The organism is Streptomyces sp. NEAU-174, assembly GCF_052665095.1.
In genome coordinates this window covers 170454-195214 of record NZ_JBQTCE010000008.1, presented here as the reverse complement: position 1 = coordinate 195214, position 24761 = coordinate 170454, and the positions used below count along the sequence as shown (strand labels likewise).

General features: G+C 70.9%; 22 protein-coding genes. 7 read left to right on the top strand and 15 right to left on the bottom strand.

Translation table 11 applies throughout. The features are described 5' to 3' along the window. Positions 1-2: 2 nt before the first annotated feature. The 5 genes from ACT2CW_RS24160 to ACT2CW_RS24140 all read right to left on the bottom strand — a co-directional run bounded on the left by ACT2CW_RS24160 (position 3) and on the right by ACT2CW_RS24140 (position 4512). Positions 3-902, bottom strand: a complete 900-nt coding sequence (locus ACT2CW_RS24160; RefSeq protein WP_445518245.1) for a class I SAM-dependent methyltransferase — start codon at positions 900-902, stop codon at positions 3-5. A gap of 152 nt (positions 903-1054) precedes the next feature. After that, positions 1055-1528, bottom strand: a complete 474-nt coding sequence (locus tag ACT2CW_RS24155; protein WP_037948027.1) for a thioesterase family protein — start codon at positions 1526-1528, stop codon at positions 1055-1057. Beyond that, the gene (locus ACT2CW_RS24150) at positions 1525-2538 is read right to left on the bottom strand and encodes a 3-hydroxyacyl-CoA dehydrogenase NAD-binding domain-containing protein (protein WP_445518244.1); all 1014 of its coding nucleotides are present in this window, start codon (positions 2536-2538) and stop codon (positions 1525-1527) included. Before ACT2CW_RS24150 ends, ACT2CW_RS24155 begins: the two co-directional genes overlap by 4 nt. A gap of 55 nt (positions 2539-2593) precedes the next feature. After that, positions 2594-3487 (bottom strand): 3-keto-5-aminohexanoate cleavage protein, encoded by an 894-nt coding sequence (locus ACT2CW_RS24145; protein ID WP_445518243.1) that lies wholly within the window; start codon positions 3485-3487, stop codon positions 2594-2596. A 5-nt stretch (positions 3488-3492) separates the two neighbouring features. Beyond that, a complete protein-coding gene (locus ACT2CW_RS24140) occupies positions 3493-4512 on the bottom strand; it encodes a TetR family transcriptional regulator C-terminal domain-containing protein (RefSeq protein WP_445518242.1) in 1020 nt (339 codons plus the stop codon). A 188-nt stretch (positions 4513-4700) separates the two neighbouring features. On the opposite strand from ACT2CW_RS24140, the gene ACT2CW_RS24135 reads away from it, so the two are divergent. Then, positions 4701-6326, top strand: coding sequence for a protein kinase domain-containing protein (locus tag ACT2CW_RS24135; RefSeq protein WP_445518241.1), 1626 nt, complete (start codon positions 4701-4703; stop codon positions 6324-6326). 139 nt (positions 6327-6465) lie between these two features. Further along, entirely contained in the window at positions 6466-7689 is a 1224-nt protein-coding gene (locus ACT2CW_RS24130; protein ID WP_445518240.1) for a hypothetical protein, read from the top strand. 100 nt (positions 7690-7789) lie between these two features. Here ACT2CW_RS24130 and ACT2CW_RS24125 read toward each other — a convergent pair whose 3' ends face one another. Beyond that, entirely contained in the window at positions 7790-8776 is a 987-nt protein-coding gene (locus ACT2CW_RS24125) for an alpha/beta fold hydrolase (RefSeq protein ID WP_445518239.1), read from the bottom strand. A gap of 197 nt (positions 8777-8973) precedes the next feature. On the opposite strand from ACT2CW_RS24125, the gene ACT2CW_RS24120 reads away from it, so the two are divergent. After that, positions 8974-9270, top strand: coding sequence for a GYD domain-containing protein (locus tag ACT2CW_RS24120; RefSeq protein ID WP_445518238.1), 297 nt, complete (start codon positions 8974-8976; stop codon positions 9268-9270). Between the two features lie 63 nt (positions 9271-9333). Here ACT2CW_RS24120 and ACT2CW_RS24115 read toward each other — a convergent pair whose 3' ends face one another. Next, complete coding sequence (locus ACT2CW_RS24115; RefSeq protein ID WP_445518237.1) at positions 9334-10800, bottom strand: FG-GAP and VCBS repeat-containing protein; 1467 nt, start codon at positions 10798-10800, stop codon at positions 9334-9336. A gap of 261 nt (positions 10801-11061) precedes the next feature. Here ACT2CW_RS24115 and ACT2CW_RS24110 point away from each other — a divergent pair, with 261 nt between their 5' ends. Next, the gene (locus ACT2CW_RS24110) at positions 11062-11490 is read left to right on the top strand and encodes a cupin domain-containing protein (RefSeq protein WP_401645833.1); all 429 of its coding nucleotides are present in this window, start codon (positions 11062-11064) and stop codon (positions 11488-11490) included. Positions 11491-11530: 40 nt separating this feature from the next. Here the strand turns inward: ACT2CW_RS24110 and ACT2CW_RS24105 are convergent, their stop codons facing one another. The 4 genes from ACT2CW_RS24105 to ACT2CW_RS24090 form a co-directional block, all read right to left on the bottom strand. After that, positions 11531-12175 carry a LysE family translocator gene (locus ACT2CW_RS24105; protein ID WP_037948047.1) on the bottom strand — a complete coding sequence of 215 codons (645 nt, stop codon included), beginning with the start codon at positions 12173-12175 and terminating at the stop codon, positions 11531-11533. 150 nt (positions 12176-12325) lie between these two features. Next, positions 12326-13540, bottom strand: coding sequence for a 4-hydroxybenzoate 3-monooxygenase (locus ACT2CW_RS24100; protein ID WP_445518410.1), 1215 nt, complete (start codon positions 13538-13540; stop codon positions 12326-12328). A gap of 190 nt (positions 13541-13730) precedes the next feature. Continuing rightward, complete coding sequence (locus ACT2CW_RS24095) at positions 13731-14471, bottom strand: helix-turn-helix domain-containing protein (protein ID WP_445518236.1); 741 nt, start codon at positions 14469-14471, stop codon at positions 13731-13733. A gap of 95 nt (positions 14472-14566) precedes the next feature. Further along, positions 14567-15475 (bottom strand): DUF5134 domain-containing protein, encoded by a 909-nt coding sequence (locus ACT2CW_RS24090; protein ID WP_233361886.1) that lies wholly within the window; start codon positions 15473-15475, stop codon positions 14567-14569. Between the two features lie 123 nt (positions 15476-15598). Between ACT2CW_RS24090 and ACT2CW_RS24085 the strand changes: the two genes are divergently transcribed. The 3 genes from ACT2CW_RS24085 to ACT2CW_RS24075 all read left to right on the top strand — a co-directional run bounded on the left by ACT2CW_RS24085 (position 15599) and on the right by ACT2CW_RS24075 (position 18382). Beyond that, positions 15599-16093, top strand: a complete 495-nt coding sequence (locus ACT2CW_RS24085; RefSeq protein ID WP_445518235.1) for a hypothetical protein — start codon at positions 15599-15601, stop codon at positions 16091-16093. Between the two features lie 99 nt (positions 16094-16192). Further along, positions 16193-17818: a multicopper oxidase family protein gene (locus ACT2CW_RS24080; protein ID WP_445518234.1), complete on the top strand. Its 1626-nt coding sequence runs from the start codon at positions 16193-16195 to the stop codon at positions 17816-17818. A gap of 210 nt (positions 17819-18028) precedes the next feature. Further along, entirely contained in the window at positions 18029-18382 is a 354-nt protein-coding gene (locus ACT2CW_RS24075) for a serine hydrolase domain-containing protein (RefSeq protein ID WP_445518233.1), read from the top strand. 19 nt (positions 18383-18401) lie between these two features. Here the strand turns inward: ACT2CW_RS24075 and ACT2CW_RS24070 are convergent, their stop codons facing one another. From ACT2CW_RS24070 to ACT2CW_RS24055, 4 genes are read right to left on the bottom strand one after another with little or no spacing between them, the layout of a single operon-like run. After that, on the bottom strand, positions 18402-21608 hold the full coding sequence (locus tag ACT2CW_RS24070; protein ID WP_445518232.1) for a glycoside hydrolase family 38 N-terminal domain-containing protein: 3207 nt from the start codon (positions 21606-21608) through the stop codon (positions 18402-18404). A gap of 55 nt (positions 21609-21663) precedes the next feature. Then, complete coding sequence (locus ACT2CW_RS24065; RefSeq protein WP_182471750.1) at positions 21664-22476, bottom strand: carbohydrate ABC transporter permease; 813 nt, start codon at positions 22474-22476, stop codon at positions 21664-21666. Then, the gene (locus ACT2CW_RS24060; protein WP_164432322.1) at positions 22473-23429 is read right to left on the bottom strand and encodes a carbohydrate ABC transporter permease; all 957 of its coding nucleotides are present in this window, start codon (positions 23427-23429) and stop codon (positions 22473-22475) included. Before ACT2CW_RS24060 ends, ACT2CW_RS24065 begins: the two co-directional genes overlap by 4 nt. Continuing rightward, entirely contained in the window at positions 23417-24688 is a 1272-nt protein-coding gene (locus tag ACT2CW_RS24055; protein ID WP_445518231.1) for an ABC transporter substrate-binding protein, read from the bottom strand. The genes ACT2CW_RS24060 and ACT2CW_RS24055 overlap by 13 nt, the downstream gene beginning before the upstream one ends. Positions 24689-24761 lie beyond the last annotated feature (73 nt).

Here is a 24761-nt window from a genome sequence, read left to right as displayed (position 1 = left end):
CCTTACGAGAAGCGCGCTATCGCCGTCATCGTCGGCCGCAGATTCCGCACCGCGGGCAGCCACCGCATCAGCGGCGCCAGCACCCCGTAGTAGAACCCCCGCCCGCGCGGCGGCGGCACCTCGCGCACGTCCGTGATCGCCGGATGGGCCGTCCGCACCTTCGGCAGCTCACCCGCGTCCATGCCCCACGGCATGGGCGGCGCCTGATAGCCCCCGGCGGTACGCATCTCGCCGCGTACCGTCCGGGCGCTGAACCACCGCGGCACCGCGTCGAAGACCAGCGCCCCGCCCCGGAACCGCTCGGCGCACCCCGCGATCAGGTCCTTCACCTCGGTCGGCCGCAGATACATCAGCAGCCCCTGCGCGGTGATCAGCACCCCGCGCGCCGGATCGACCTCGTCCCGCCAGGACAGGTCGAGCGCCGAGCGGGCGAGGGTGCGCCGCCGCTCGTCGTCCGGTAGCAGCGCCCGCCGCACCTCGGCGGTCTCCGGCAGCTCCACGCACAGCCAGCGCGCCCGCCCGTTGTCCACCCGCCAGTACTGCGTCTCCAGACCCTCGGCGAGCGTGACGACCGTGCCGTCCGGATGCTCGTCCAGGAAGGCCCGTACGGCGGTGTCGAAGGTGCGGACCCGCAGCGCGTGGCCCTGTGCCAGCAGCGGTCTTGGCTTTCCGAAGGTCTCCTCGAAGGGGTAGTCGACGCGGTCGACCAGCTCCACGGCCTTGGGGTCGTCCAGCACGGTCCGCGCCCGGCGGGCCTCGGCGGCCCGCATATAGAGGTTCCACAGCAGGGTCTCGGGCACTCCGCTCAGCTCGACGCGCCGGCCGCCCTTGCCGTCCCCGGTCCCGGTCCCGTTCCTGTTTCCGTTCCCGGCCCCGTTCGCGTTCGGTCCGGCGTCCGCCATGGCGTCGTCACTCCTCGCACACGCGTCCCACGGAGTTGCCCCCTACCGCCTCCACCGCCATTCAACCTCACCCGATCCCCCATCCGGAACGGCGAACGCCCCGGCCCCCGGACGAATCCGGGGCCGGGGCGTTCAGGCGGTACGGCGGTCCTTCAACCCGCCTCGGCCGGTACCGGGCCGATCGCCCGGCCCGCCCACTCGGGGGCCTTCTCGAGCAGATCCGTCAGCCGCTCCTTCACCTCGTCGGGGAACGGAGCCGAGCGGCTCTCCTTCTGGTCGATGTGGAGCGCGAGCAGCTCGGTCGTGGCCACGGGGGCGCCGTCCGGCTCGCCCACATGCATCTCGTGGGTGAACCGGACCTTCTTCTCGTCCACGCCGATGACGCGCGTACGGATGGTGAGTTCGGCGCCCTCCTCGACCTCGTTCAGATACCGGATGTGCGACTCCACGGTGTAGAGGGAGCAGCCGGTCTTGGCGCGGTAGGCGGAGTCGAGCCCGGTCTCCACCATCATCTCGTCGGTGCTGTGGCCGAAGACGAGGACGTAGAACGCCTCGCTCATATGGCCGTTGTAGTCGATCCACTCGGGACGTACGGTCTGCCGGTAGTCGGGGAGCGTGCTGCTCACTTCTCGTCTCCCATGGTGCTGGGGGTATGTGCGATGCCGTCCGTCCCCTCGGTGCGCTGCCGCGGCAGACGGCCAGTCGCCCGCAGGACGTCGATGACGCCCTGGTCCCGCTCCGCGACGAGCTGCGCGATGGTACGGCTGCCCGCCGCCTCGTCACAGCCGTCGACCATGGCCGCACGCAGCGTGTCGTCCAGCTCAGGCGCCTCGAGACGGGTCCACGGAGACTTCAACGAGGGTCCGAAGTGGTCGAGCATATGTCCCATGCCTCCGTCGCCGCCCGCCAGGGCGAACGTGAGGCACGGACCCATGAACGCCCACCGCAGTCCGGGCCCCTCGGTGATGGAGTCGTCGATCTCCTTCACCGTGGCCTCACCGTTGGCCACCATGTGCAGCGCCTCCCGCCACAGCGCCTCCTGGAGCCGGTTGGCGATGAAGCCGGGCAGCTCGCGCTCCATGGTGATCACGGACTTGCCCGCCACCTCGTAGAAGCGCGAGGCCCACTCGACCGCCGCGGCGTCCGTCCGCTTCCCGCCGACGACCTCGACCAGCGGAATGAGATACGGCGGATTGAAGGGGTGGCCGACGACGAGGCGGCCGGGGTCGGCGGCCTCGGTCTGCATATCGGTCATCGGATAGCCGGAGGTGGAGGACGCGATGACGACCCCGGGCGGGGCCGCCGCGTCCAGCTGGGCCAGCAGCGACCGCTTGAGCTCCAGCTTCTCCGGGGCGCTCTCCTGGACGAACTGCGCGTCGGCCACGGCCTCCGCCAGTGTCGCGGCGACGGTCAGCCGGTCGGGGGAGGCGCCGTCGGCGAGGCCGATCTGCTCCAGGGCGGGCCAGGCGGCCGCCACCAGACGGCGCAGCTTCTCCTCGGCGTCGGGGGCCGGGTCCCAGGCGATGACGTCGTAGCCGCGCGCCAGGAAGTGGGCGACCCAGCCGCCGCCGATGACTCCGGCGCCGACACAGGCGACGCGGCGTACCTCTTCGGGGGCGCAGGGGGATGAGGGCATGGCGGTCCTAAGGGTGTGAGGGGGAAGAGAGAAGAGAGGGGAGGCGGTGAGGGGATTACGCGCGGGGCTTGAGGCCCAGCCGCTGCCGCGCCTCGTCCGGCGTGGCGACGTTCGCGCCCAGCAGCTCCGTGATCTGGACCGCGCGCTCGACGAGCTGGCCGTTGGTGGCCTTGACGCCCCGGCTGAGGTAGAGGTTGTCCTCGAGACCGACCCGTACGTTCCCGCCGAGCAGGATGGACTGCGCCACCCACGGCATCTGCGTCCGGCCCAGCGCGAAGCTGGCCCACTGGGCGCCCTCGGGCAGCATGTTGACCATCGACGCGAGCACGCCCGGATCGGCCGGGGCGCCCCACGGGATGCCCATGCAGAGCTGGAAGACGGTCGGGTCGTCCAGCAGCCCCTCGGCCAGCAGCTGCTTGGCGAACCACAGCTGCCCGGTGTCGAAGATCTCCAGCTCGGGGCGTACGCCCAGCTCCTGGATGCGCTTGGCGCCGGTGCGCAGCATGTCGGGGGTGGAGACGTAGAGGTTGCTGCCGTCGCCGAAGTTGAGCGAGCCGCAGTCCAGGGTGCAGATGTCGGGGAGCAGGTCCTCGACGTGGGGGAGCCGGTCCAGGCCGCTGACCAGGTCGGTGCCGGGGAGGCGGGTGAGCGGGTTCTCCGGGTCGATGACCAGGTCGCCGCCCATGCCCGCAGTGAGGTTGATGACGACGTCGGTGCCGGTCTCCTTGACCCGCTCCACGACCTCGCGGTAGAGCCGCGGATCGCGGGCGGGGGCGCCGGTCTCGGGGTCGCGCACGTGGATGTGGACCACGGCCGCCCCGGCCTCCGCGGCCTCGACGGCGGAGCGGGCTATCTGCTCGGGGGTGACGGGGACATGGGGGCTGCGGCCCACGGTGTCACCGGCGCCGGTCAGGGCACACGTGATGATGACGCTGTCGTTCATGGGCATGGGCTTTACTCCCTCTCTTGCGGTGCGCCGCACTCTTGTGGTGCGGAGCTACGGTCCTGGCTGGTCGGCCCGGCCGGGTCGGCGCCGGATCGCCGCGTGGCGGCCGCGTCGGCGCCGGAGCGCCGTGCGGTCAGTTCGGTGTCCACGTACGCGTTGCAGGCGATGTCCATGGCCTCGGCGGTCGTACCGCCCGCACCGGGCCCGGTGGCCAGCACCTGGATGGCGAGTCCGTCGATCAGCGCGGTCAGGCGCAGCGCGCTGAACTGCGGGTCGACGGCGCGGAAGACCCCCTGCTCGATACCGCGCCGGATCACCTCGGCCACGGTCCGCCGCCACTGCTGGTAGAAGTCGGCGTGCAGCCGCCCGATGGCCGTGGACCGCGCGGCCTCGGCCCACAGGTCCATCCACACCAGCCACTGCTGCCGCTGCCGCTCGGTGTACGGCGCCTGGAGCGCGATCAGCTGCCGCAGCTCCTCGCGCGCGTCGTCGGCCTCGGCGATCCGGGCGGCGCGGCGCGCGGTGTCCTCGTCCATGCACCAGCGCACGGCGGCCTCGAGCAGCTCGGCGCGGCCCGGGAAGTGGTAGTGGATGGTGGCGGTGCTGGTGTCGCAGGCGGCGGCGATGTCGGCGACGCGTACGGCGTGGAAGCCGCGCTCGGCGATGAGCCGGACCGTCTCCCGCACGATCTGTAGCGGCCGCCCGCTGTCGGGGGGCGCGGTGGGGGCGGGCGGGCGCGGCGCACCGGCCGCCCCGCCGTCCGCTCTGCCGGCTGCGCCGCCCGCCGAGCCGCCCACCGCGCCATCCGCCGCGCCGTCCGTCGTCGTGCCGAGCAGCCATCCGGCGTCCACGTTCCCGGCGTCGGCGATCCGCGCCAGCTCGGCCACGGTGAAGCGCCGGCTCCCGCTGAGCGAACGCGAGAGCTTGGACGGGTCCATCACGACCCGCCGGGCGAATTCGCGCTGGGTACAACCGGCTTCGCCGATCACCTGACGTACGCGTTCCGCCACGTCGAACTGTTGCCGCATGGCCGACACGGTACGGATGCGTTGAGATAAACGCAATGAATATGACGGTGGGGTGCCCGCTTCCTCCCTAAATCAAGGGGAATCTCACTCGGAAATTGCGATGCGAGCTGACTGATGCATCAGTTGTGCCCGATGATGTTCGAACACTTACGACTATGCTCACCGGGCGTGAGAACAGGAGCGATCGGGTGACATCGGGTGGGGACGACGTACGACTTATCGGTGGCCGCTACCAGCTGGGCAACCGGCTGGGACGAGGCGGCATGGGCACGGTCTGGCGCGCGTACGACCAGATGCTGGAGCGCGAGGTCGCTGCCAAGGAGCTGAACGTCGCGAGCGACGACCACGAGTACCAGCGACGGCTGCGCCGGGCGCAGAGAGAGGCGCGTACCGTCGCGCGGGTGCACCACCCGCATGTGGTGGGCGTCCATGACCTGGTCGAACACGACGACCGGCTGTGGATCGTGATGGAGCTGATCGACGGCCCCAACCTGGCCCGCCGGATCGCGGACGACGGCCCCCTCACCCCTCGCCACACCGCCGCCCTCGGGCTCCAGCTGCTCGGCGCGCTGGAGGCCGTGCACGCCGCCGGGGCGCTGCACCGCGACGTCAAGCCCGCCAACGTCCTGCTGCGCCGGGACGGCAGCGCCGTGCTCACCGACTTCGGCATCGCCGCCCTGGAAGACGACGAGTCGCTCACCACCACCGGTGAACTCCTCGGCTCCATCGGCTACATGGCGCCCGAGCGGCTGACCGCGGAGGAGGTCGGCCCGCCGTCGGACCTGTGGTCGCTGGGCGCGACCCTGTCCGCGGTCGCCTCCGGCGTACCGCCCTTCCAGCGCGCCACCGGGGCCGCCGCGCTGCACGCGGTCACCTTCGCGGATCCGGAGATCCCGGACCGGGTCGGCCCGCTGCGGCCCATCGTCGAGGCCCTGCTGAACAAGTCCCCGGGCCTGCGCCCGTCCGCGGCCACGATCGGGGCCGCGCTGCGGCGCGTGGCGGACGGGGCGGAAGACCCGGGCCCACTGCCCCCGGCGGGCACTCCGGCCGACTTCCCGGAGACTCCCACGCACCTGGCGGCCACCCCCGCGGACGTGGCGGACACCCCGACGCTGACCGGGGCCCCCACGGCGACCACACCCCACACCTTCGGCGGACCCCCGGCACCAACCGCGCCCCACACCCTCGCCGGATCGCCCACCCTCGCCGGATCACCCGTCCTGGACCGGGAACCGACCGTCATCGACCAGGGGGCCGGATCGCCACCCCCTCCACCCCGCGGCCGGGGCCGGGCCCGGACCTGGTGGTGGACGGCGGGCGCGGCGCTCGCGCTGGCCGCCCTCGCCACCGGGCTCTTCTTCGCCTTCGGCCCCCCGTCCGACAAGGACGGCGACGACGCGGCGCAGCCTCCCGCCACCGCCACCACCAAGGTGACCGTGGACGCGGCTCGCGGCTGGCAGTCCGCCACGAGCACCCCGATCCAGAAGGGCGACAAGGTGTCGGTCCGCTACACCAGCGGCACCTGGACCGTGGACGCCGCCAACCTCCCGCTCGTCGGCCCCGGCGGCCACACCGCCGCCGACGACCAATCCCTCCGCTTCGCCTGGCGGGACTGCAAGGTGAAGTCCGACGTCACCTTCGGCGCCCTCCTGGGCCGCTACCCCGGAAACCCCGGCAACCCCCACGCCGTACACCGCGCCTGGAGCTTCCAGGCCACCCGCTCGGGCACCCTGCAACTCCGCGCCAACGACCGCGAGGGCTGCCTCGACGACAACAAGGGAGCCCTCACCCTCACCGTGCAGATCACCCACTGACCGGGCGGCGCGGCGCGCCCGAGCACGCGGTTCCGCGAAAAACGTGGGCACCGCGGGCAACGCGCAGGCTTCGCCGACGCATCCTTCCGGGCGGCCCGGGCATCAGCGCCAGGGTCAACGGCACGAAAGGGAGCGTCACTTGGATTCGGAGAAGAGGAAGCAGCCGCTCGCACGGCGACGCGTGCTGGCCCTGACGGCGGGATCCCTCGTCGCCGCGGGGTGCACACAGGGCGAACGGCGGTCCGCCGACAAGACCGGTCAGGACCCCGAGGCAAGGACCTCCGCCGACGGGCCGGACGGCGCCCTGGGAGCGAATTTCAACGAGGACCCGGACAGCGTGACCTTCGACGAACTGCGCGAGCTCTCCGCGAGCTGGCTCCGGGGTTTCGTTCCGATGCCCGAGGTCGAGGACGACGCCTCCCAACAGCGCGCCATCGCGAAGCTCCTGGACGCCCACCGCCTCGGCCACAGCACGGTGCTCTCGCTGAAGTTCCCGTACAACCACCGGCCGATACCCCGGCCGGGCAGCTCCGCCATGGACGCGGAACTCACCCGGGTTGACAAGGTCCTGCACACCGTCCTCGACACCGTGGACATCCTGGCCATCGGCAACGAGCCGTTCATCGAGAGCCTTCCCCAGGACCGCGGCTCGGGCGCGCTGAACGCGTTCTACGAGACGGTCGCGGAGCACATCATCGCGTACCGGAAGAAGCGTTTCGGCTCGCGCTGCCGGACCCACCTCCACATGGGTGCGCTCAACTTCCTCGACAAGCCGGACAAGCGGACCCGGGCCACCGACCGCTGGCTGTCCTTCACCCGCCGGACCCCGGAGATCGAGGGCGTGGACATCCACCCCCATGTGTCCGCGCCGGAGAAGGTGAAGCCCTACCTCGACTACATCCTGCCCCGCCTCCGCGATGGCCAGAAGTTCCTGGTCACCGAGTTCTCCCTGGTCCAGCTGTGGAAGCTGCACCTGAACGACACGATCCCCGCGCGCTTCGCCCGCCGCTACCGCCTTCCGGCGGACATCCCGGTGTGGAAGGTGATCAAGGAAGCCATCGAGCACCCCTTCCCCGCGGAGAAGTGGCGCGACTTCCTCGCCATGAGCCCCTGGTTCGAGAACAACAAACACTTCCTGCGGGACCAGGTGCGCCACTTCCGCGACACCGGACGCCTCGCCGTGGCCACGTACGGCGTCACCCAAGGCGCCGCCATGACCCGGAACTTCGGCCCGGACAAGACACCCTGGCTGCTGAACAGCCTCTACGCCAACCGCACCGTGGAGCGGGCCGAGGACGGCTCACCGGCCCACAACTACGGGTTCTTCGACGACTTCCGGGCCCTCCAGCGCCCACAGAGCTGATCTCCCTCCGGGGCTCCTCCGCCCCGGATGCGAGAGACTCCCGCGATGAGTGGTTGTTATGGCTCGTCGGCCCCACCGCCGGCCGGGCGGGCCATACGCGTCACGCGGGAAGCGAGTTCAGCCAGTCGACGAGCAGCCGGTTGATCTCCTCCGGGCGCTCCTGCTGGATCCAGTGGCCGCAGTCCTCGAGGATGTGCGAGCCGACGAGCCCGGGCAGTGTCTTCGGGTACGCCTTGATCGCGTCGCCCATCCAGGCGGTCGAGGCGTCCAGGGCGCCGCCGACGAAGAGCGACGGCTGGGTGATGGGCGCGCCGTCGTACTCGGCCAGGTCCTCCCAGTCCCGGTCCATGGTGCGGTAGCGGTTCAGCCCGCCGGTCAGCCCGGTCCGCTCGAACTCACCGGCGTAGACATCGAGGTCCCCCTCGCTCAGCCAGGCGGGCAGCCGCTCGGCGGGGAACCGCTCGCGCATCGTCCGGCCGCGCGTGATGAAGTGCGGGTCGGGCAGCTCGGGTCCGGGCATGGTGTCGCCGGACAGCGCGGCGTAGATCCCCGCGAGCCAGCCGCGCACATCCGGTTCGATCTCCGCCTCGGCCCGGCCCGGCTCCTGGAAGTAGGAGACGTAGAACTCCTCGTCCCCGCCCATCCCGGCGAAGACCTCGGAGGGCCTGGGGCCGCCGCGCGGGGCGTACGGCACGCTCAGCAGCCCGACCGCCCGGAACACCTCCGGGCGCAGCAGGGCGGAGTGGGCGGCGATGGGCGAGCCCCAGTCGTGCCCGATCACCACGGCGGACTCCTCGCCGAGCGCCTCCAGCACGGCGACGTTGTCCGCCACCAGCTCCCGCATCCGGTACGCGTCCACCGCCGCGGGCCGGGAGGAGCGGCCGTACCCACGGACGTCGACGGCGGCCACCCGGTACCCGGCCGCGGCCAGCGCGGGCAGCTGGTGGCGCCATGAGTACCAGGACTCCGGAAAGCCGTGGACGAGCAGCACCAGCGGGCCGGTGCCCTGCTCCACGAGGTGGATCCGCCCGGCGGGCGAGGACACCAGACGGTGGGTGAGGTCAGGTGTGGGCGGCGTCTGCGGCATGGTTCCCTCCCGGGTCGCGCTGAACGTGGTGTGTGGCGGCCGATGGGACCGAGCCTGCCGTGCCGTCCGCGACGCGGACCACACCCGTTGCCGGTTCGGCAAATTATTCCGGCTGTTCGCCGGTGCTCTGAATGTGCGGGTTCGCCACGTTACTTCCAGAATTGATCGCACGGAGTCTTCTCGTGGAGGTGAGAGCCGTGGCGACGTACATCACGCTGCTGAACTGGACCGAGCAGGGAGTCCGCGCCTTCAGGGACACCACACAGCGCACCGAGGACTTCGTCGCGGCGCTGGGCAAGCTCGGGGCGCGGCTCGTGGACATCTACTGGACGGATGGGCCGTACGACCTGGTGTGCATCGTCGAGGCCCCGGACGACGAGACCGCGACCGCGGCGTCGCTCCAGCTCAGCGCGTTGGGCAATGTCCGCACCACGACCCTGCGGGCCTTCGGGCGGGAGGATATGGGCCGCATCATCGCCAAGGTCCCCGGCTGAGGCGGCCGGTGGCCCGGCCCGGACGAGCGCGGGCCGGGCCACCGAACCAACAACCAAGTGGTGCTACTTCGTGGCGGGGCCGGACAGCTCCTTGCCGAAGGCGGCGTCGTCCGCCGGGGAGCCGAGGTCGCCCGGCCCGATGAGGGCGGAGCCCTCGGCGGTGAGCCCGTCGGCGCCCGCGTACAGCAGGGCCACCGCGCCCGCGCCCTCGGTCCGGTTCGGAACCCCGACGGCCAGGTCGGGCTTGCCGTCGCCGTTGTAGTCGGCCGGTGAGATGGCGTCGCCGAACCAGTCGCCGCCCGTCATGTCGCCGGGGACGCCCTCGGTGTCGAGGGAGAAGGTCTGCGCACCCGCGTCGGTCAGCCAGTCCTCGGTGCCCTTGAGCACCGTGATGGCACCGGCGTCGTTGTAGCCCCCGGGGGCCTCGGCGTCGGTGTCGCTGACGACGAGGTCGTCGTGGCCGTCGCCGTTGATGTCGGTGAGCCGGGCGGCGATGCCGTTCTGGGCCTTGCCCGTCCAGTTCACCGGATGGTCGGTGTCGAGTCCCCCGGCCGTGCCCGGGTACGTCCGCAGCCGCGCGTCGTCCGGGCCGTCCGTGAAGCCGGTGTCCGTGACGACGTCGTCCTTGCCGTCGCCGTTGATGTCACCCACCACGGCCCGGTACGAGGCGAACGGCAGCGGTACGTCCTTGCCCAGCGAGGTGTTCTTCAGCCCCGTGGACGAGCCGGGTAGCACGCCGAGCGTGCCCTCGTCGGCGGGGTCGTCCTGGTAGGCGACGGTGACCAGGTCGGCGAAGCCGTCCCCGTTGATGTCGCCGGAGGACAGGTGCTCGGTGCCCGCGCCGCCGCCGGGCGGGGTGACGCTGGACATCTTCGGGGTGGCCGTCTCGCGCAGGTTCGCCGCGCCGTTCACGACCTGGACCTCGGTGCCGTCGGAGATGGCGATGTCGTCGCGGCCGTCGTGGTTGTAGTCGCCCACGGCGATCCTGTCGCCGAACAGCGCGTAGGCGGTGGCCTTGGGCGCGTGGAAGGCGATGGCGTCGCCGGAGAGGCCGTCCTTGGAGCCGAAGACGACCGTGACCGAACCGGCCCGCTTGGCGCTGCCGATGGCCTCGTAGTTCGCGGCGATGATCAGATCGCCGTACCCGTCCCCGTCCACATCGCCGCGCACCACGGCCGAGCCGAAGTGGTCAGAGGCCTCGGGGGTGCCGGGAATCCCCGGGCTGGCCTGCGACAACGTGCCGTGCCGCCCGGTGTCGACCCCGGCCTTGGCGCCGTAGGTCACACCCACGTAGCCCGCCTTGGACTTCCCCGAAACGGTCCCGTCGGGCGCGCCCACGCCGAGGTCGGCATAGCCGTCGCCGTCGATATCGCCCGGTGTGGTCTTCCCTGCCGCGGCAGCCGTGGGGGAGGGCTGCTTCTGGTCGGTCCCGTCGCCGTTCGACACCACGGCGCCGGCCCCGGCGGCCACGGCGGCGGTCACGACGGCACCCACCGCCACGCCCACCACACCTCGGGTTCTATTGCGCACAAATCCTCCATGAGTAACGCATCGGTCGCCCTTGAGCCCCGACCGCCATCTGTCTCCCCCGGCGGCGGGAACGGAAAGGTCATGGAAGGAGAGCTGTCGAAAAGCTGAACGGTTGCACAACTCAAGGAAAACGAGACAGGGTCGTGATCGTGAGGCCCCCATGTCCCCTGGTCCGCGTGCGCCCCGCCCGGCGCCGTCGCAATCTGGACGCATGAGACGCAAGACACCCCTGGAGGTCTCGCCATGTCGAGCGAAGAGTCGATGGCAGGCAGCGCCGAGAGCCAAGCGCGCTTGGCGGCGCTGAGCTCGGCGATCACCGTGCTGCAATCGGCGAAGCCGCCGTTCGTGCCGGAGGGGGCGGAGGGAATGACGATCCGCGTCGACTACCCACCCGGCGACCCCGGCCTCCCCCCGCACCGGCACTCCGGCCCCGCCTTCGGCTACGTGCTGGAGGGCGAGATGCTCTTCGAGCTGGAAGGCGAGCCGGAGCGCGTGGTCAGGGCGGGGGAGACGTTCTGGGAGCCGGGCGGCGATGTCATCCACTACCAGGACGGAAACAACCGGACGGACGCCTGGAGCCGCTTCATCGTCACCATGTTCTGCGCCCCGGGCCGGCCCATGCTCACCCTGGTCGACGACGAGGAACTGGCCCAGCGCCAGCACCTGCGGGCGCCCCGCCCCGGGGCGTGATCCACCGCTGACGCCCGGACCCGGGCGTCCGGCACCGGGGTCAGTCGGCGCGGCCGGTCGCCGCCACGGTCACGCCCAGGCCGATCATCGCGAGGCCACCCGCCCCGCCGACCATCGACAGCCGCCGGTCGGAGCGGGCGAACCAGGAACGGGCCGCGGAGGCACCCAGGCCCCACAGGGTGTCCGTGATCATTCCGATGGTGACCGGGACCAGGCCCAGCACCATCATCTGGAGCGGAAGGTGGCCCGCCGAGTGGTTGACGAACTGCGGGAGCACCGCCGCGAAGAAGACGATGCCCTTCGGGTTCGTGACGCCGACGAAAATGCCGTCCAGGATCGTACGCAGATCACCGCGCTGCGCACGGGCCGGGGCCGCCATGTCCGTCACCCGCATGTCCCCGCGGTGCCGGAACGCCTGCACGCCCAGATAGACGAGATACGCCGCCCCCGCCAGCTTGACGCCCGTGAACACCGCCGCCGAGCTCTCCACCAGCGCGCCGAGACCCCATGCCACGGCGATCACGGCCAGGTAGCAGCCGACCACATTGCCGAGGACCGTCTCAAGGGCCGTACGACGGCCGTATGCGAGGGCCCGGCCGACCACGAACAGCACGCTCGGCCCCGGAATCACGATCACCAGTAGCGACATCGCCGCGAACGCGAGAATGCTCTCCGTGGACACCATATGTCCGCCCCTCCTGGACCGGCTCAGTACAGGAGGCATTCAAACAGAAGCCGGAACGTCCGCTCCAGACCCATCCGCGTCCCGTGCGCGGACCGTGCGCAGGCCGTGGCGGTGAGCCTCGGCACCCGGAACCCTGATGTCACCCGTGCCCTAATTCACCCCGGCGGCGAGTTCGCCGAACAGACGCTTCGCCGTGGGCGAGGTGAATTGGCGTTCCAGTTCCGCTCGGGCGATCTGCTTGCGGAACTCCCCTTCGTACGAGGCGTCACCGGCGTTGTGCATGAGTTCGGTGATCCATGCCGCGTATGCCTGGTAGTTCCAGACATGGCGCAGACAGGTCTCCGAATAGCCGGTGAGCAGGGCCGGATCGTCCTTCTGAATCCGGTCGATGATGGCGCGGGCGAACACTTCGGCGTCGTGCAGAGCGAGGTTGATTCCCTTCGCGCTCATCGGGGGGACGATATGCGCCGCGTCCCCGAGCAGATACAGCCTGCCGTAACTCATGGGGCTGTACACCACGCTCCGCAGCGGCAGGATTTGCTTGTGGAGGACCGGGCCGGTCGCCACGGGGACGCCGAAACGGGCTTCCAGTTCGCTCCAGACGCGCTCGTCCGGCCATTGCTCAAGGGTGTCGCCGGGCGCGCACTGGAGATAGAGCCGACTGGCCGTGGTGCCGCGGGGGATGATTCCCGCCAGGCCGCGGGAATGGATCGCCATGGCCGCGGGGTCCGGCGTCACGTCGGCCAGGACGCTCAGCCAGGCGTACCCATAGTCGTGGGAGTAACGAGTGAGGGCGTCGGCGGGGATGGATTCCCTGCTGACCCCGTGGTAGCCGTCGCAGCCGGCGAGGTAGTCGCAGTGGACGACCCGTGTCGCGCCGGTGGGGTCCCGGTAGCGGACTCGCGGACGGGCGCCGCCGATGTCCGCGCGGTCGATGTCGGCGCCGTCGATGTCTTCGAGGGAGATGTCGGCGGACTCGTAACGAAGGTCCCCGCCGTCCCGCAGAAAAGCGTCCGTGAGGTTCCGGACGAGGACCTGCTGAGGGCAGAACACCATATCGTCGAAATCGCCGTCCTCGTTGTCAAAGAGATCGTGCGTGAACCCTTCTCCGTCCATCCGGAAGCTTATGGTCTCTTCCGGAGCGCCGAAACTCTCCACGACCTCTTCGAGCCCCCATGCGCGGAACATACGCACTCCGCGGCTGTCGATGGTCCCGGCCCGCTGTCGCCGCTCGACGTATGCGCGGCTGCGCTTCTCGAGAACGACGCAGCCGATTCCGTTGCGCAGCAGGAAATTGCCGAGTGTGAGTCCGGCGACCCCGCCGCCCACGATGACTACGGCGGTGTTCTCGCCTGTTTCGGACATGAAGTGCCAAGCCCCCTTGAAGCTTGCGGAAAAGTGGTGGTCGAACACGCCGGAGCAGGCACCGGAGGATGAACGACTGGGTCGCCCCGGTGATACGCCCCCGGTGATGCGGCGTGCCGATGACCACTGTGGACCCGCCCGCGGTCGCCGCCCACTGATGAATGGACACCGCATACCGAAAAGCCGCCAACTACTGTGCGCCGTCGCGCAGATCCGCCTGATAGCGACCCGGGGTCTGCCCGACGACCTCGGTGAACGCCTCGATGAAGCTCGAGGGGTTGGACCACCCGCACTCCGTCGCGGTGTCGGTGACCGACCGGCCGTTGGTGAGATGGACCAGGGCGTGGTGGATGCGCAGGATGGTGCGCCACCGGTGGAAGCTCATGCCCAGCTCGGTGTGGAACAGACGGCTCAGCGTGCGGTCGCTCGCTCCCACGGTCCGTCCAAGATCGGTCAGGGTCGTGGTCCGGCCGGGGTCGGCGTGCAGGAGGTCGGTGACGGCACGCAGCCGGTCGTCGCGGGGTTCGGGCAGGTGCAGGGACTGCTCCGGGGCCGCGGTGAGCTCGTCGATCACCACCGCGCGCAGCCGTTCATGGGCGCCGGGCCGGACCTCCCGCCGATCGGTCAGCGCCAGGAGCGCCTCGCGCAGCAGGGGGCTCACCGCGAACACGCTGGGGTGTGCCACGAGCGCGTCGCACAGCTCGGCCGGGATGACGACCAGCCGGACGTCGGTCCTGCCGTAGATGCGATGCGAGTGGTCGAATCCGGGCGGCGTCCACGTCACCCGGTTGGCCGGGGCGACCCAGGTCCCGCGCTCCGTCGTGGTGGCCAGGGCACCGGCGGCCGCGTACACCAGCTGGCCCTGGGGGTGGGAGTGGGTGTCGAGGCGGTAGCCGTGCGGAAGCCAGCCTCCTCCGCTACGAGGTGACATCTTCCGTGGCGTCGTCGGGGGAGGTGGGGCAGGTTGGCGGGTTTCCGGCATCGACCGTCAGATTACCGCCGCCCCGTTGGGCTCGGCGGGGCCCGTCACACCACCATCATGAGCAGCATCGCGGACATGGTTCCGCCCATACCGATATGGGCGGCCAGCGCGGCGTCCGGCGCCGTGCCGAGCCTGCGCCGGCGTCCGTGGCTTCCCCGTTCCACCGTCCGGGCCTTGTCCCACACCGAGACGGTCAGCGATACCACGAAGACCACGACCGTGTCCGGCATGGCGAGCAGCCAGCGTCCCCATGTACGGCCCCGGCCGCCGTCGCGGGCGCCGGGGAGGTGTTTCCCGTTGGTGCCGCGGAGCCGGGCCCAGACGGACGCGCCGATGGACAGCAGGAAGTACACCGCGAGCGCCGCGGCCACGTAACGCCAGAAGGAGCCCGAGGACGACGCGGCGGTGGCATCGGCCGCGGTGGCCGTGCCCGGTGTGTCCATCCCGTGCATCCCTCCCATGCCCTGCATCCCGTCCATGCCTTCCATGCCGTCCATCCCGCCCATCCCGTCCATGCCTTCCATGCCCTGTGCCGAGCCCATCCCGGGCATGTTCTCCATGCCCGGCATCCCGGCCATGGAGGAGCCGCCCAGCGCGAGTACCGGCCCGGAGGACGTGCTCGTCATGGCGAGCGTCATGATCACCATGCCCGCGCTGCCGACGATGAGGTGCACCCATCGGCGGCCGTGGCTCCAGCCGCCCGCACGCGTGTGCTTGGCGGCCATCACCACACCGCCGAGTGCCAGGAGGGCGAATGCCGTGGCCCACCACACGCCGCGACCGGTGTACCAGGCCGCTGTCGCGGGCAGGGCCATGGCGGCCATGCACGCGCCCATCAGCACATCGCCCCCCGCGGCGAAGCGGGCGTCCCCCTCGGTGGTCACCATGCGGATCAGGCTGACGGCGGCCACCAGTGCGGCGACCACTGCTATGGACCAGCTCAGAGTCTCCATCGTTGCCTTCCGTCGTCATCGGACACCTGAGCCCCTGAGTACGTAGTAGATTAGGAGAACGTTCAGTGTTACCCCCACCCGGTATATTGGCGGAGTCGCTCACCGAGAGCAGGGATGGAAGCCATGACCACAGCCGGGGCCGGACGGGGCCGTGCCCGTGGTGGCGCCGGGCGCTGGGTGTGGGGCGCGGCCGTCGCACTGTTCGCCGCGTTCGCCGTGCTCCTCCACCACGAGGCGAATGCGGCCGTCTCGCCCTCGATGCGTGCCACCGAGATGAGCGGGATGGCGCGCATGGATATGAGTGGGATGGGGCGCATGGTCCATGCGCCCCCGGCGACGATGTCGGCGCACGGGGGGATGTCGGCGCACGGCGGTGGGCACGACGACACCGCACGGGCTTCCGCCCCGGCAGCGCACGGTGACGAGGGGCCCTGTTCCGGCACGGGAGTGCAGCACTGCTCGGCCGCCGGCGTCGACGTCGTCAAACACCTGCCGCCGAGCGAGCCCTGGGCCGCCCGCGAGGGCGATGTGCACGCCATCCCGGCCGGTCGCCCTGTTCCCGGCACCGTGAGTCGGGCGCCGCCCGACCTTTCCGCGCTCTCTCGATTGCTTCTGTAGGCCGCCCCCACGGCAGCTTCGCGTCCGCGTACGTATGCGATCAGCCGTGCCCGCGTGCGACCGAACACCAGGCATATCGAGAAGAGGAACACCGACATCATGAACAGTGTCAACCGCCGCTCTGTCCTGCTGGCCGGGCTCGGCGCCGCGGGCGCGGGCGCGCTCGCCGCCTGTAGCGGCTCCAGCGGCGCCGCCGACCGGACCACCGCTCTGGTCAAGCCGTCCGACCCGGCCGTGACCGCCGCCGAGAAGAAGCGCACCAGTACCGGCAAGGTGCACAGGCCGACCCTGACCGCCGCGCCCGCCATGCTGGAGCTCGGCGGCGGCGTCATGGCCAAGAGCTGGGCCTTCGACGGGCGGGCCCCCGGCAAGGAGCTGCGGGTGTCGGCCGGTGACACCGTGGCCGCCGAACTCTCCAATCAGCTGCCGGACAAGACGGCCACGTCCATCCATTGGCACGGTCTCGCCCTGCGCAATGACATGGACGGCGTTCCCCCGGCCACGCAGACCGCGGTACGGGCCGGATCCACCTTCACCTACCGCTTCATCGCCGACACCCCCGGCACCTACTTCTTCCACCCGCACGTCGGGGTCCAGCTCGACCGCGGGCTGTACGCGCCGCTGATCGTCGAGGACCCGAAGGAGCCACTGTCCTACGACGACGAGTGGGTGGTCGTCCTGGACGACTGGGTCGACGGTGTCACCGGCACACCCGACGAGGTCTTCGCCGAGTTGCGGCGGGGCATGGGCGGGATGGACATGGGCGGCCACGACACGGGTGGTCACGACATGAGTGGCATGGGCGGCATGACCATGAGCGGAAACAAGGGCGGGGCGAGCGCCTCACCGTCGTCTTCCGATTCCGATTCCGGCGACGGCATGTCGATGAAGTTCATGCTGATGGGCGCCGACAGCGATCTGCTCGGCGGCGACGCGGGCGACGTGAAGTACCCGTACCACCTGATCAACGGCCGTATCCCGGCCGCCCCGAATGTATACACCGGCAAGCCCGGCCGGCGGGTCCGGCTACGGATCATCAACGCCGGCGGCGACACCGCCTACCGCGTCGCGCTCGGCGGCCACAGGATGACCATCACCCACACCGACGGCTTCCCCGTCGAGCACCAGCGGACCGATGCCCTGCTGATCGGCATGGGTGAGCGCTACGACGTGCTGGTCACGCTCGCGGACGGCGTCTTCCCGCTCGTCGCGCTCGCCGAGGGGAAGAACGCCACCGGTCTGGCCCTGGTCCGTACCGGCTCCGGCCGGGCACCGAAAGCCACCGTCCGCCCGAGGGAACTGGACGGCACGGTCGTGACGGCCTCGAAGCTCCGCGCGGCGGACGACGTCAGGCTGTCGCCGAAGAAGGCGGACCGAGTGCACCGTGTCGACCTGACCGGCGGCATGACGAAGTACAACTGGGCCATCAACGGCAAGGCGTTCGACATGAGCGATCCGACGGCCGCCCCGCTCATGGTCGAGGAGGGGCAGCGGGTCCGGCTGGACTTCGTCAACCGCACGGACATGTGGCACCCGATGCATCTGCACGGCCACACCTACCAACTCGGCGGCTCCGGGCCCCGCAAGGACACCGCGATCGTGCTGCCGAAGAAGAAGCTGTCCGTGGTCTTCGACGCCGACAACCCCGGCCAGTGGATGCTGCACTGCCACAACGCCTACCACGGCGAGGCCGGGATGATGGCGCTGGTGGCTTATCGAGCCTGACCGCCCCAGGGTTTCCGTCACCCGGTGGGCTCCACCGGGTGACGGAAGCTCCGGTGCCTCACCGCGAGCTCCGATATACCCCCGGGGGTTGTTATCGGACGATGGACGTCGAGGGATTCGTCGCGGACGGGTACGACCCGGTGCGTCAGGTCCTCCAACGGCTGGTGGACAGCGGCCTGGAGACCGGGGCAGGCCGCGGTCAGGGCGGGTGTGCTGGCACTGGACGAGCCGATCGCCGGGTATTGGAGCGCGTACCGGGCCCGGGGCAAGGAGCGGACCACTCTGCGCCATGTGCTCACGCACCGGGCGGGCCAGCCGCGTTTCGCTCCCGACGCGGCGGGCTTCGACCTGCTGGATGACGGCGGGCTGCGGGAAAGCCTGGCGCGAGCGGCGCCGGAGTACCTTCCCGGGACCTCGCTCCGGGAACACGCGTTGACCTACGGTCACTTGGTCGACGGCATCCTGCGGGCGAGCGCCGGTGCGACGCTGGGGGAGGTGTTCAACGATGTGGTACGGCCCGCGCTGGGCCTCGACGCGTGGTTCGGGGCGCTGCCCGAACCGTAGCGGACTTCCTCCGACCTGCTTATCCCCGCGGCGCCAGTCGCACCCGTACCGCCGTGGTGCCCAGGCGCGGGATCTGCACGAGGATGGCGTCGCCGTCGAGGACGGCGGGGCCGTCGGGGTCGCCGAGGTAGGTGGCGCGTTCCGCGGCCGCGACCGCGAAGCCGCAGCGGAGGCGGACCGTGCGCGGCTCCGGGGCGAAGGACTGGAGCCTCACCAGCAGGTCGACGCCGTCGTCACCCGGGGCCGGGACAGGGGCTGCGTCGCGGACCGCGACGCGCGCGTCGTCCACCGAGAGCAGCGCGCGTTCGGCCGTCCCGTCCGCGTCGGGCGCGCCGTGTGCGGGGACGCCGATCAGCGGGTGGTCGATCTCGTAGGCGGTGCGCAGCGCCAGGGCTTCGGCGTCGATGGTCTCGCCGCCCCGCCGGACTCCCACCGCATACCGGAACGTGGTGTGGAACGCCTGCTGGGACGGGAAGTTGGTGTCCCAGAGGTTGTTGTGCACCCACGAGTAGACCGTGCCGGGCTGCCGCGGCGACGTCGAGTCGGGGAAGGGCGCGTACGGCAGGGCGATGGTCTCCGGTTCGACCAGCGGCGCGTCCCTGGTGATCCAGGCGACAGGGCCGCCGTCGTCCGTCAGGGAGACGAACGACCTGACGGCACGCATGTGCTGGGGCGCGCCGGGCACGTGGGCGAGGCCGGTGCCGGTCAGGGCGCCGGTGATCTCGTAGTGCACGGTGGGCCGCGTCAGCGCGAACGGGAACGCGAGGTACGCGCTCTCCTTCGTCATGGTGGCGGGCTTGTCGAAGCGGTTGTCGAGCACCAGGTGGGCGTCGTCACGGCCGAGGCTGACCGTGGTGCGGGCCCGGCGGACGCCGTCCGCCGCGTACTCGTAGGTGAGGCGCCCGCCGAGGGCGTCGTCGACGCGTTCGAGGAGCACGGCGGGCCGGGCCAGGGTCCGGGAGCCGAGGAGTTCCAGCTCCTCGCTCACGGTGGTCTTGTTGGCCTGGTGGTTGTAGCCGCCCGCGGTGGTGTACGTGTCGTAGACGTAGCCGTTGAAGCCGACGACGGCGTCCTGGTCGACCAGTTCGCGGCCGGTGGCCTTCTCGACGAGGCTCGCCACACAGGCCGTGGTCAGATCGACGCGGACGCGCAGGTGGTCGTTCTCCAGGATCAGGTCCTCGGCGGTGGGCAGGGGTACGGCGCGGACCTCGCGCTCCTCGCCCGCCTCGTCCCCGTCGAGGCGCAGCGGAGCGGGGGAGGCCACCACCTTGCCGCCGTTCTCGCCGGTCACCGTCACGTCCAGCCGTACGAGGCCGAACGGCGGCACATCGGGCACCTGGATGTGCAGCCACCGCCCGGCGTCCCGGTGGACCGGGTTGGTCTGCGCCTCCTGGACCAGCGGCAGTTCCGCGCCCGTGCGGCCGTCGGTCACCGCCACCCGGCGCGTGAGCGGGACCCGGCTCTCGCGCAGGAACACCGTCACGACCGAGGTGCGCGTGGCCGCCGTGGTGTTGACGGCCCAGTACGTCACATCGGCGCCGGCCGCGGTGGGCAGTACGGCGCCGAGCGCGGCCGAGGCGTGGTCGAGGAAGGTGTCGGCGTCGTTGTCGCCGTGCAGCGCGTACCCGTACTTCCAGTGCCACTGCTGCTCGCCCGACTCGCCGCCCGCGTCACCGTGGGTCCACGGGTCGGCGGCGCCCCAGGTGTGCTCGTTGAACAGGGACACCGACCGGTACACCTGGTCGGCGCCGCCGCGGGCGGCGGTGGCCAGGTCGGCGGTGGGCCCTGCGGGAGAGGCCAGGGCGGCGATCCCGTACAGGGTGGCGGCGTCGGTGACGGTGGACTGGGCGCGGCGCACCATCGCCTGGGGCCGGGCGCCCGAGCCGACGCCCTCGACCCACCAGTCGCCCCAGTCGCCCTCGAAGGCGGGGATGGCGTCGCCGAGGCGGGCCTCGGCGTCGGTGAAGAAGTCGGTGTTGGTGGACAGCCGCAGCCTGGGGCTGTCCCAGGTCTCGTTCCAGCGGCGTACGGTCTCGGCGAGGATCAGCCGCGGCGGCGCGTTGTCCCCGAAGTGGCCCTGCACCCTCAGGTGCAGCACATCCCACGGGTAGGGCTCGCGTTCGCCCGGCGCGGGGGCCGGTGAGCCGAGGAGCTCGGGCGGGAACGGGTAGGGGTTGGTCGCGAGCGACGTCAGGTAGGCGGGCAGCAGGTCGTCCACCATGGCGTAGGAGGTGTCGAAGCCCAGCACGGGCCCCTCCATGTAGGCCAGGCCGTGGGGGCTGTCGGTCATCCACACCAGCACCTCCTTGCCCGACGGGGCGCGCCACCGGAACAGCCGCGGCAGCCGCGCCCCGCCGTTGGTGGTGGGCACCGAGCGCCCGGCCCAGTTGTGCGCCACCGACAGATAGCGCACGCCCAGCGGGGACAGGGCGTCCGGCAGCCCGGCGACGGAGCCGGGCACGTCGGTCTGCATGGCCGAGCGGAAGTCGATCCCGTAGGTGTCCCGCACCCGGCGGGCAGGGCGCAGCAGTTCGTGGAGTTCGTCGGTGGAGCAGGTGTCGCTGTGCAGGTTGTACGGCATGGCCGTCAGCTCGATCTGACCGCCGCGGACCCGCTCGATGAACTCCGCGACCCGCTCCGGCGGCCGGACGGCGGCCCACTGCTCGAACGACCACAGCGACTCCACGGCCCACCGGAACCTGGCGTCGTCGGGCCAGCCGTCGGTGGTACGGGTCAGATCGAGGCAGGAGTCGAGGAAGGCGACGTGTTCGCCGAGGACGGTGCCCTGCGGATCGGTGTAGCCGATGTCCAGGTGCGAGTGGTGGACCAGGTGGATCGTCCAGTCCCGGGGTGGTTCCAGCGCGAAGGCGAGCACCGCCGTCGCGTCGCCGTTACGCGCCTCGATGCGCACGTCGCGGCGGTCGCGCTCCAGGGGGAGCATGAGGCGTGGTCCGCCGGGCGCGGGCAGCACCTCGACCGGCACCCGGCCCCGGCCGGCGATCTCCACGTCGAAGGTCCACTGGTCATGTGTGGACGCCTCGCCGGAGATGAGGATGCGTACCCCGCGCCGGGCACCGGCGTCATCGCGGCGTACGAGGTGTTCCGGCAGGGCCCGCAGTTCCGTGGCACCGGCCCGCGCGGTGGCGGCGACGGCGAGGCCGATCATGCTCGTCCGGGCCTTGTCGGTGGACCAGCGGCGGTCGCGTACGAGGGCGCGCGTCGTCATATGTGTCGTCTCCCAGGGTGGGTCAGTGGTTCGGTGCAGGCCGTAAGCGGGGGGTTCAGGCCGTGAGCCGCAGGCTGTTGACGAAGAAGCGCTGGAACACGAAGAAGAGGACCACGGTCGGCACCGAGGCGACGAGCGCGCCGGCGAGCACGACGGGCGGCCCCACCGTGGCGTAGTTGCCGTTGAGGTCGGCGAGAGTGGCCGTCACCGGCCGTACGTTCGGGCTGAGCGACAGCGTGATGCCGAACAGCAGGTCGTTCCAGATCCAGGTGAACTGGAAGATGAACGCGGCCAGCAGCGCGTTCCTGGCCAGCGGCAGATGGATCCGCAGGAACATCGACAGCCAGTTCACGCCGTCGAGCTGGGCCGCCTCGGAGATCTCCCTCGGCACGGTGAGCATGAAGTTGCGGTTGACGAAGAACGCGAAGGGGATCGTCAGCGCCACGTAGACCAGCAGCATGCCGTACTGGGTGTCGTACAGGTCCGTGGTGGCGTACCCGCTGAACAGCGGGGACAGGAAGGTCTGGAGGGGCAGCACGGTGCCGATGAAGATGAACCAGAACCAGAGCCCGGGCCGCCGCACCGGCATCACGGTGACGGCGAACGAGGCGAATGCCGCGATCACCACCGCCACCGCCGCGCCGATCACCGCGTAGATCAGGGTGTTGAGCAGTCCCCGCCCGACGTCGGCGCTCTCGAACGCGGTGCGGATGTTCGCGAACAGCCCGGGGGAGTCGAACCACCACCGCGGGGATCCGGTGTACCGCTTCGCCGGGGTGAAGGCGTTGACCACGACCAGCCAGGTCGGCACCAGCCACAGCACGGAGACCAGGGTGACCAGGACGCCGCGCGCCGTCCTGCCCGTCATACGGCATCCCCCGTCCGCTGCCGCACCTGTTGCCGCAGGTAGAGCCAGGAGGCGGCGATGACGACGACCGTAAGGACGACGGAGACGGCCGCGCCGTAGCCGTACCGGTTGAGGGTGAAGGTCTGCCGGTACATCGTCAGCGCGAGCGTCTCGGAGGCCGTTCCGGGGCCGCCCTGGGTGAGCAGCCACACGATGTCGAAGGTCTTGAGGCTGTTGACGATGGACATGCCCACCACCACGACGGTCATCGGCCGCAGCTGCGGCACGATCACGCGCAGGAACAGCTGGAGGCCCCGCGCGCCGTCGATCCTGGCGGCCTCGATGGTGTCCGTGGGAATGGTCTGGAGCCCGATCAGGAAGAGGATCAGCGAGGCCCCGGTCGCCTGCCACGTCGTCGCCACGATCATGACGAGGGTGTTCAACGGCCAGTGCAGCAGCCACTCCTGCTGCCAGCCGCCGAGCCCCAGCGCGCCCAGCGTCTGGTTGACGGCGCCGTCGCTCCTCAGCAGATACGTCCACAGCAGCGCCGTCGCCGAGCCGGAGAGCGCGTACGGGATGACCACGGCGGTGCGGGCCACCGCGCCCCAGCGCATCGAGTGGGTCAGCACCGCGAGAAGCAGGCCCAGCAGCACGGGGAGGACCAGCGTGCCCACCACCCAGAGCACGGTGTTCAGCAGCGACCGGCCGAAGTCGGGGTCGGTGAAGAGCGCGGTGTAGTTGGACAGGCCGACGAAGCGCGCGGTGATGCCGTTGTCGTCGAAGAGGCTGCGCCATGCGGTGATCAGGAAGGGCACGACCAGGAGCAGCAGGATCAGCGCCACGGCGGGCGCCAGGAACGCGCCCACCCAGGCGGCGGCGCGGAAGCGGGCGGAGCGCGGATCGGGCTCGAGGGGTTCGGGCCGGTGTGGCCCCGTTCGGCTGGCTGCCTCGTCGGCAGTGGTCAGGACGTCCACACCTTCCACTCCTTGTCGGCTCGGTGCTGCATGTTCGCCAGGGTCCGCGTCGCCTTCGCGGGCGTGGGGTCGATCATGAAGGCGCTCAGGTCCTGGACGTTCCCCTCGATCAGAACGGGGGGCGACGCCTCCCAGTAGCGGATGGCCTGCGTCGGCTTTTCGCGTCGCACCTGGGCGGCGATCTGGCGCACGGTGCCCACGTTCGGCACGACGCCCGGGTCGGCGGAGGTGTCGCGGAGGAATCCCGTCCACGCCTTCTGGACCGCCGGGTCGAGCCAGGCGCGGGCCACGGCGAGGGCCGCGTCGCGCTTGTGGGCCTGTGCCGACACCGCCAGCACACCGCTCTCCACGAGCACCGAACGGTTGCCGCCGGGCGGCGCGGGCAGCAGGAACGCGCCGAGGTCGGCGTCCTTGACCCCGGCATCGAGGAACGCCCCGGTGTTCCAGGAGCCGTAGAGGCACATGGCGGTGCGGCCCTGCGCGAACTGACCCGGCACGTCCGTGACCGACACGTCGGGCGAGGAGAACGCGCCCCGCCGGTACAGATCGCTCCACAGGGCCATCGCGCGTCGGCACACGTCGTCGGTGTACGAGGCCTTGCCCGCCGTGAGATCGAGGTAGAAGCGGTGGTCGAGCCCGTTGACGAGCTGCTGGAACCAGATCGAGGACTCCCAGGTGGTCGCGCCGCCGGAGGAGATCGGTGTGATGCCCTTGGCGTGGGCCGTGTCCACCACGTCGAGGAGCTGCTGCCATGTCGTCGGCACCTCGACCCCGAGCCGCTCGAAGACGGACCGGCTGTGGAAGACCACGTAGTACGACTTGTAGAGCGGGACGCCGTACTGCCTGCCCTCATGGCTGAACGTCTCGCGCAACGCGGTGTCGTCGCTCCAGCCGCGCCGGGCCGCCTCGTCCCAGGCGTCGGTGACATCGGCGAGGATCCCGGCGCGGGCGATGTCGCGCAGCCGGTACCCGTTCCACCACTTGAGGAGATCCGCCGTGGAGTCGGTTTGCGCCGACATCCGCACGATCTGCTGATAGTTGCTGACGTTGGGAACCGCCCGCGGCGCGAGCCGGAAGCCGGACAGCGGCCGCAACTCCCTGCCCGCCGACAGGAAACCCGGCGACCAGGTGGGGTTGTCGTTGAACACCGAGACCACGTCGGCGGGCGCGGGCCGGCTCATCGAACCTCGGGCACACGAGCTGAGGGCGAGACTGGCGATGCCCGCGGAGGAGGCGGCCAGCATTCGGCGCCGGCTCATCCCCTGCGGCATATCGATTGGTATGTCGACCGACCCCATCTGACCCCCTCGTCACGGAATCACCGACCTGGTA

Coding starts and splice junctions, on each gene's coding strand:
- ACT2CW_RS24160 (WP_445518245.1), bottom strand. CDS start 902: ATGGCGGACGCCGGACCGAACGCGAACGGGGCCGGGAACGGAAACAGG.
- ACT2CW_RS24150 (WP_445518244.1), bottom strand. CDS start 2,538: ATGCCCTCATCCCCCTGCGCCCCCGAAGAGGTACGCCGCGTCGCCTGT.
- ACT2CW_RS24145 (WP_445518243.1), bottom strand. CDS start 3,487: ATGCCCATGAACGACAGCGTCATCATCACGTGTGCCCTGACCGGCGCC.
- ACT2CW_RS24140 (WP_445518242.1), bottom strand. CDS start 4,512: ATGCGGCAACAGTTCGACGTGGCGGAACGCGTACGTCAGGTGATCGGC.
- ACT2CW_RS24125 (WP_445518239.1), bottom strand. CDS start 8,776: ATGCCGCAGACGCCGCCCACACCTGACCTCACCCACCGTCTGGTGTCC.
- ACT2CW_RS24110 (WP_401645833.1), top strand. CDS start 11,062: ATGGCAGGCAGCGCCGAGAGCCAAGCGCGCTTGGCGGCGCTGAGCTCG.
- ACT2CW_RS24105 (WP_037948047.1), bottom strand. CDS start 12,175: ATGGTGTCCACGGAGAGCATTCTCGCGTTCGCGGCGATGTCGCTACTG.
- ACT2CW_RS24100 (WP_445518410.1), bottom strand. CDS start 13,540: ATGTCCGAAACAGGCGAGAACACCGCCGTAGTCATCGTGGGCGGCGGG.
- ACT2CW_RS24095 (WP_445518236.1), bottom strand. CDS start 14,471: ATGTCACCTCGTAGCGGAGGAGGCTGGCTTCCGCACGGCTACCGCCTC.
- ACT2CW_RS24090 (WP_233361886.1), bottom strand. CDS start 15,475: ATGGAGACTCTGAGCTGGTCCATAGCAGTGGTCGCCGCACTGGTGGCC.
- ACT2CW_RS24085 (WP_445518235.1), top strand. CDS start 15,599: ATGACCACAGCCGGGGCCGGACGGGGCCGTGCCCGTGGTGGCGCCGGG.
- ACT2CW_RS24080 (WP_445518234.1), top strand. CDS start 16,193: ATGAACAGTGTCAACCGCCGCTCTGTCCTGCTGGCCGGGCTCGGCGCC.
- ACT2CW_RS24070 (WP_445518232.1), bottom strand. CDS start 21,608: ATGACGACGCGCGCCCTCGTACGCGACCGCCGCTGGTCCACCGACAAG.
- ACT2CW_RS24065 (WP_182471750.1), bottom strand. CDS start 22,476: ATGACGGGCAGGACGGCGCGCGGCGTCCTGGTCACCCTGGTCTCCGTG.
- ACT2CW_RS24055 (WP_445518231.1), bottom strand. CDS start 24,688: ATGAGCCGGCGCCGAATGCTGGCCGCCTCCTCCGCGGGCATCGCCAGT.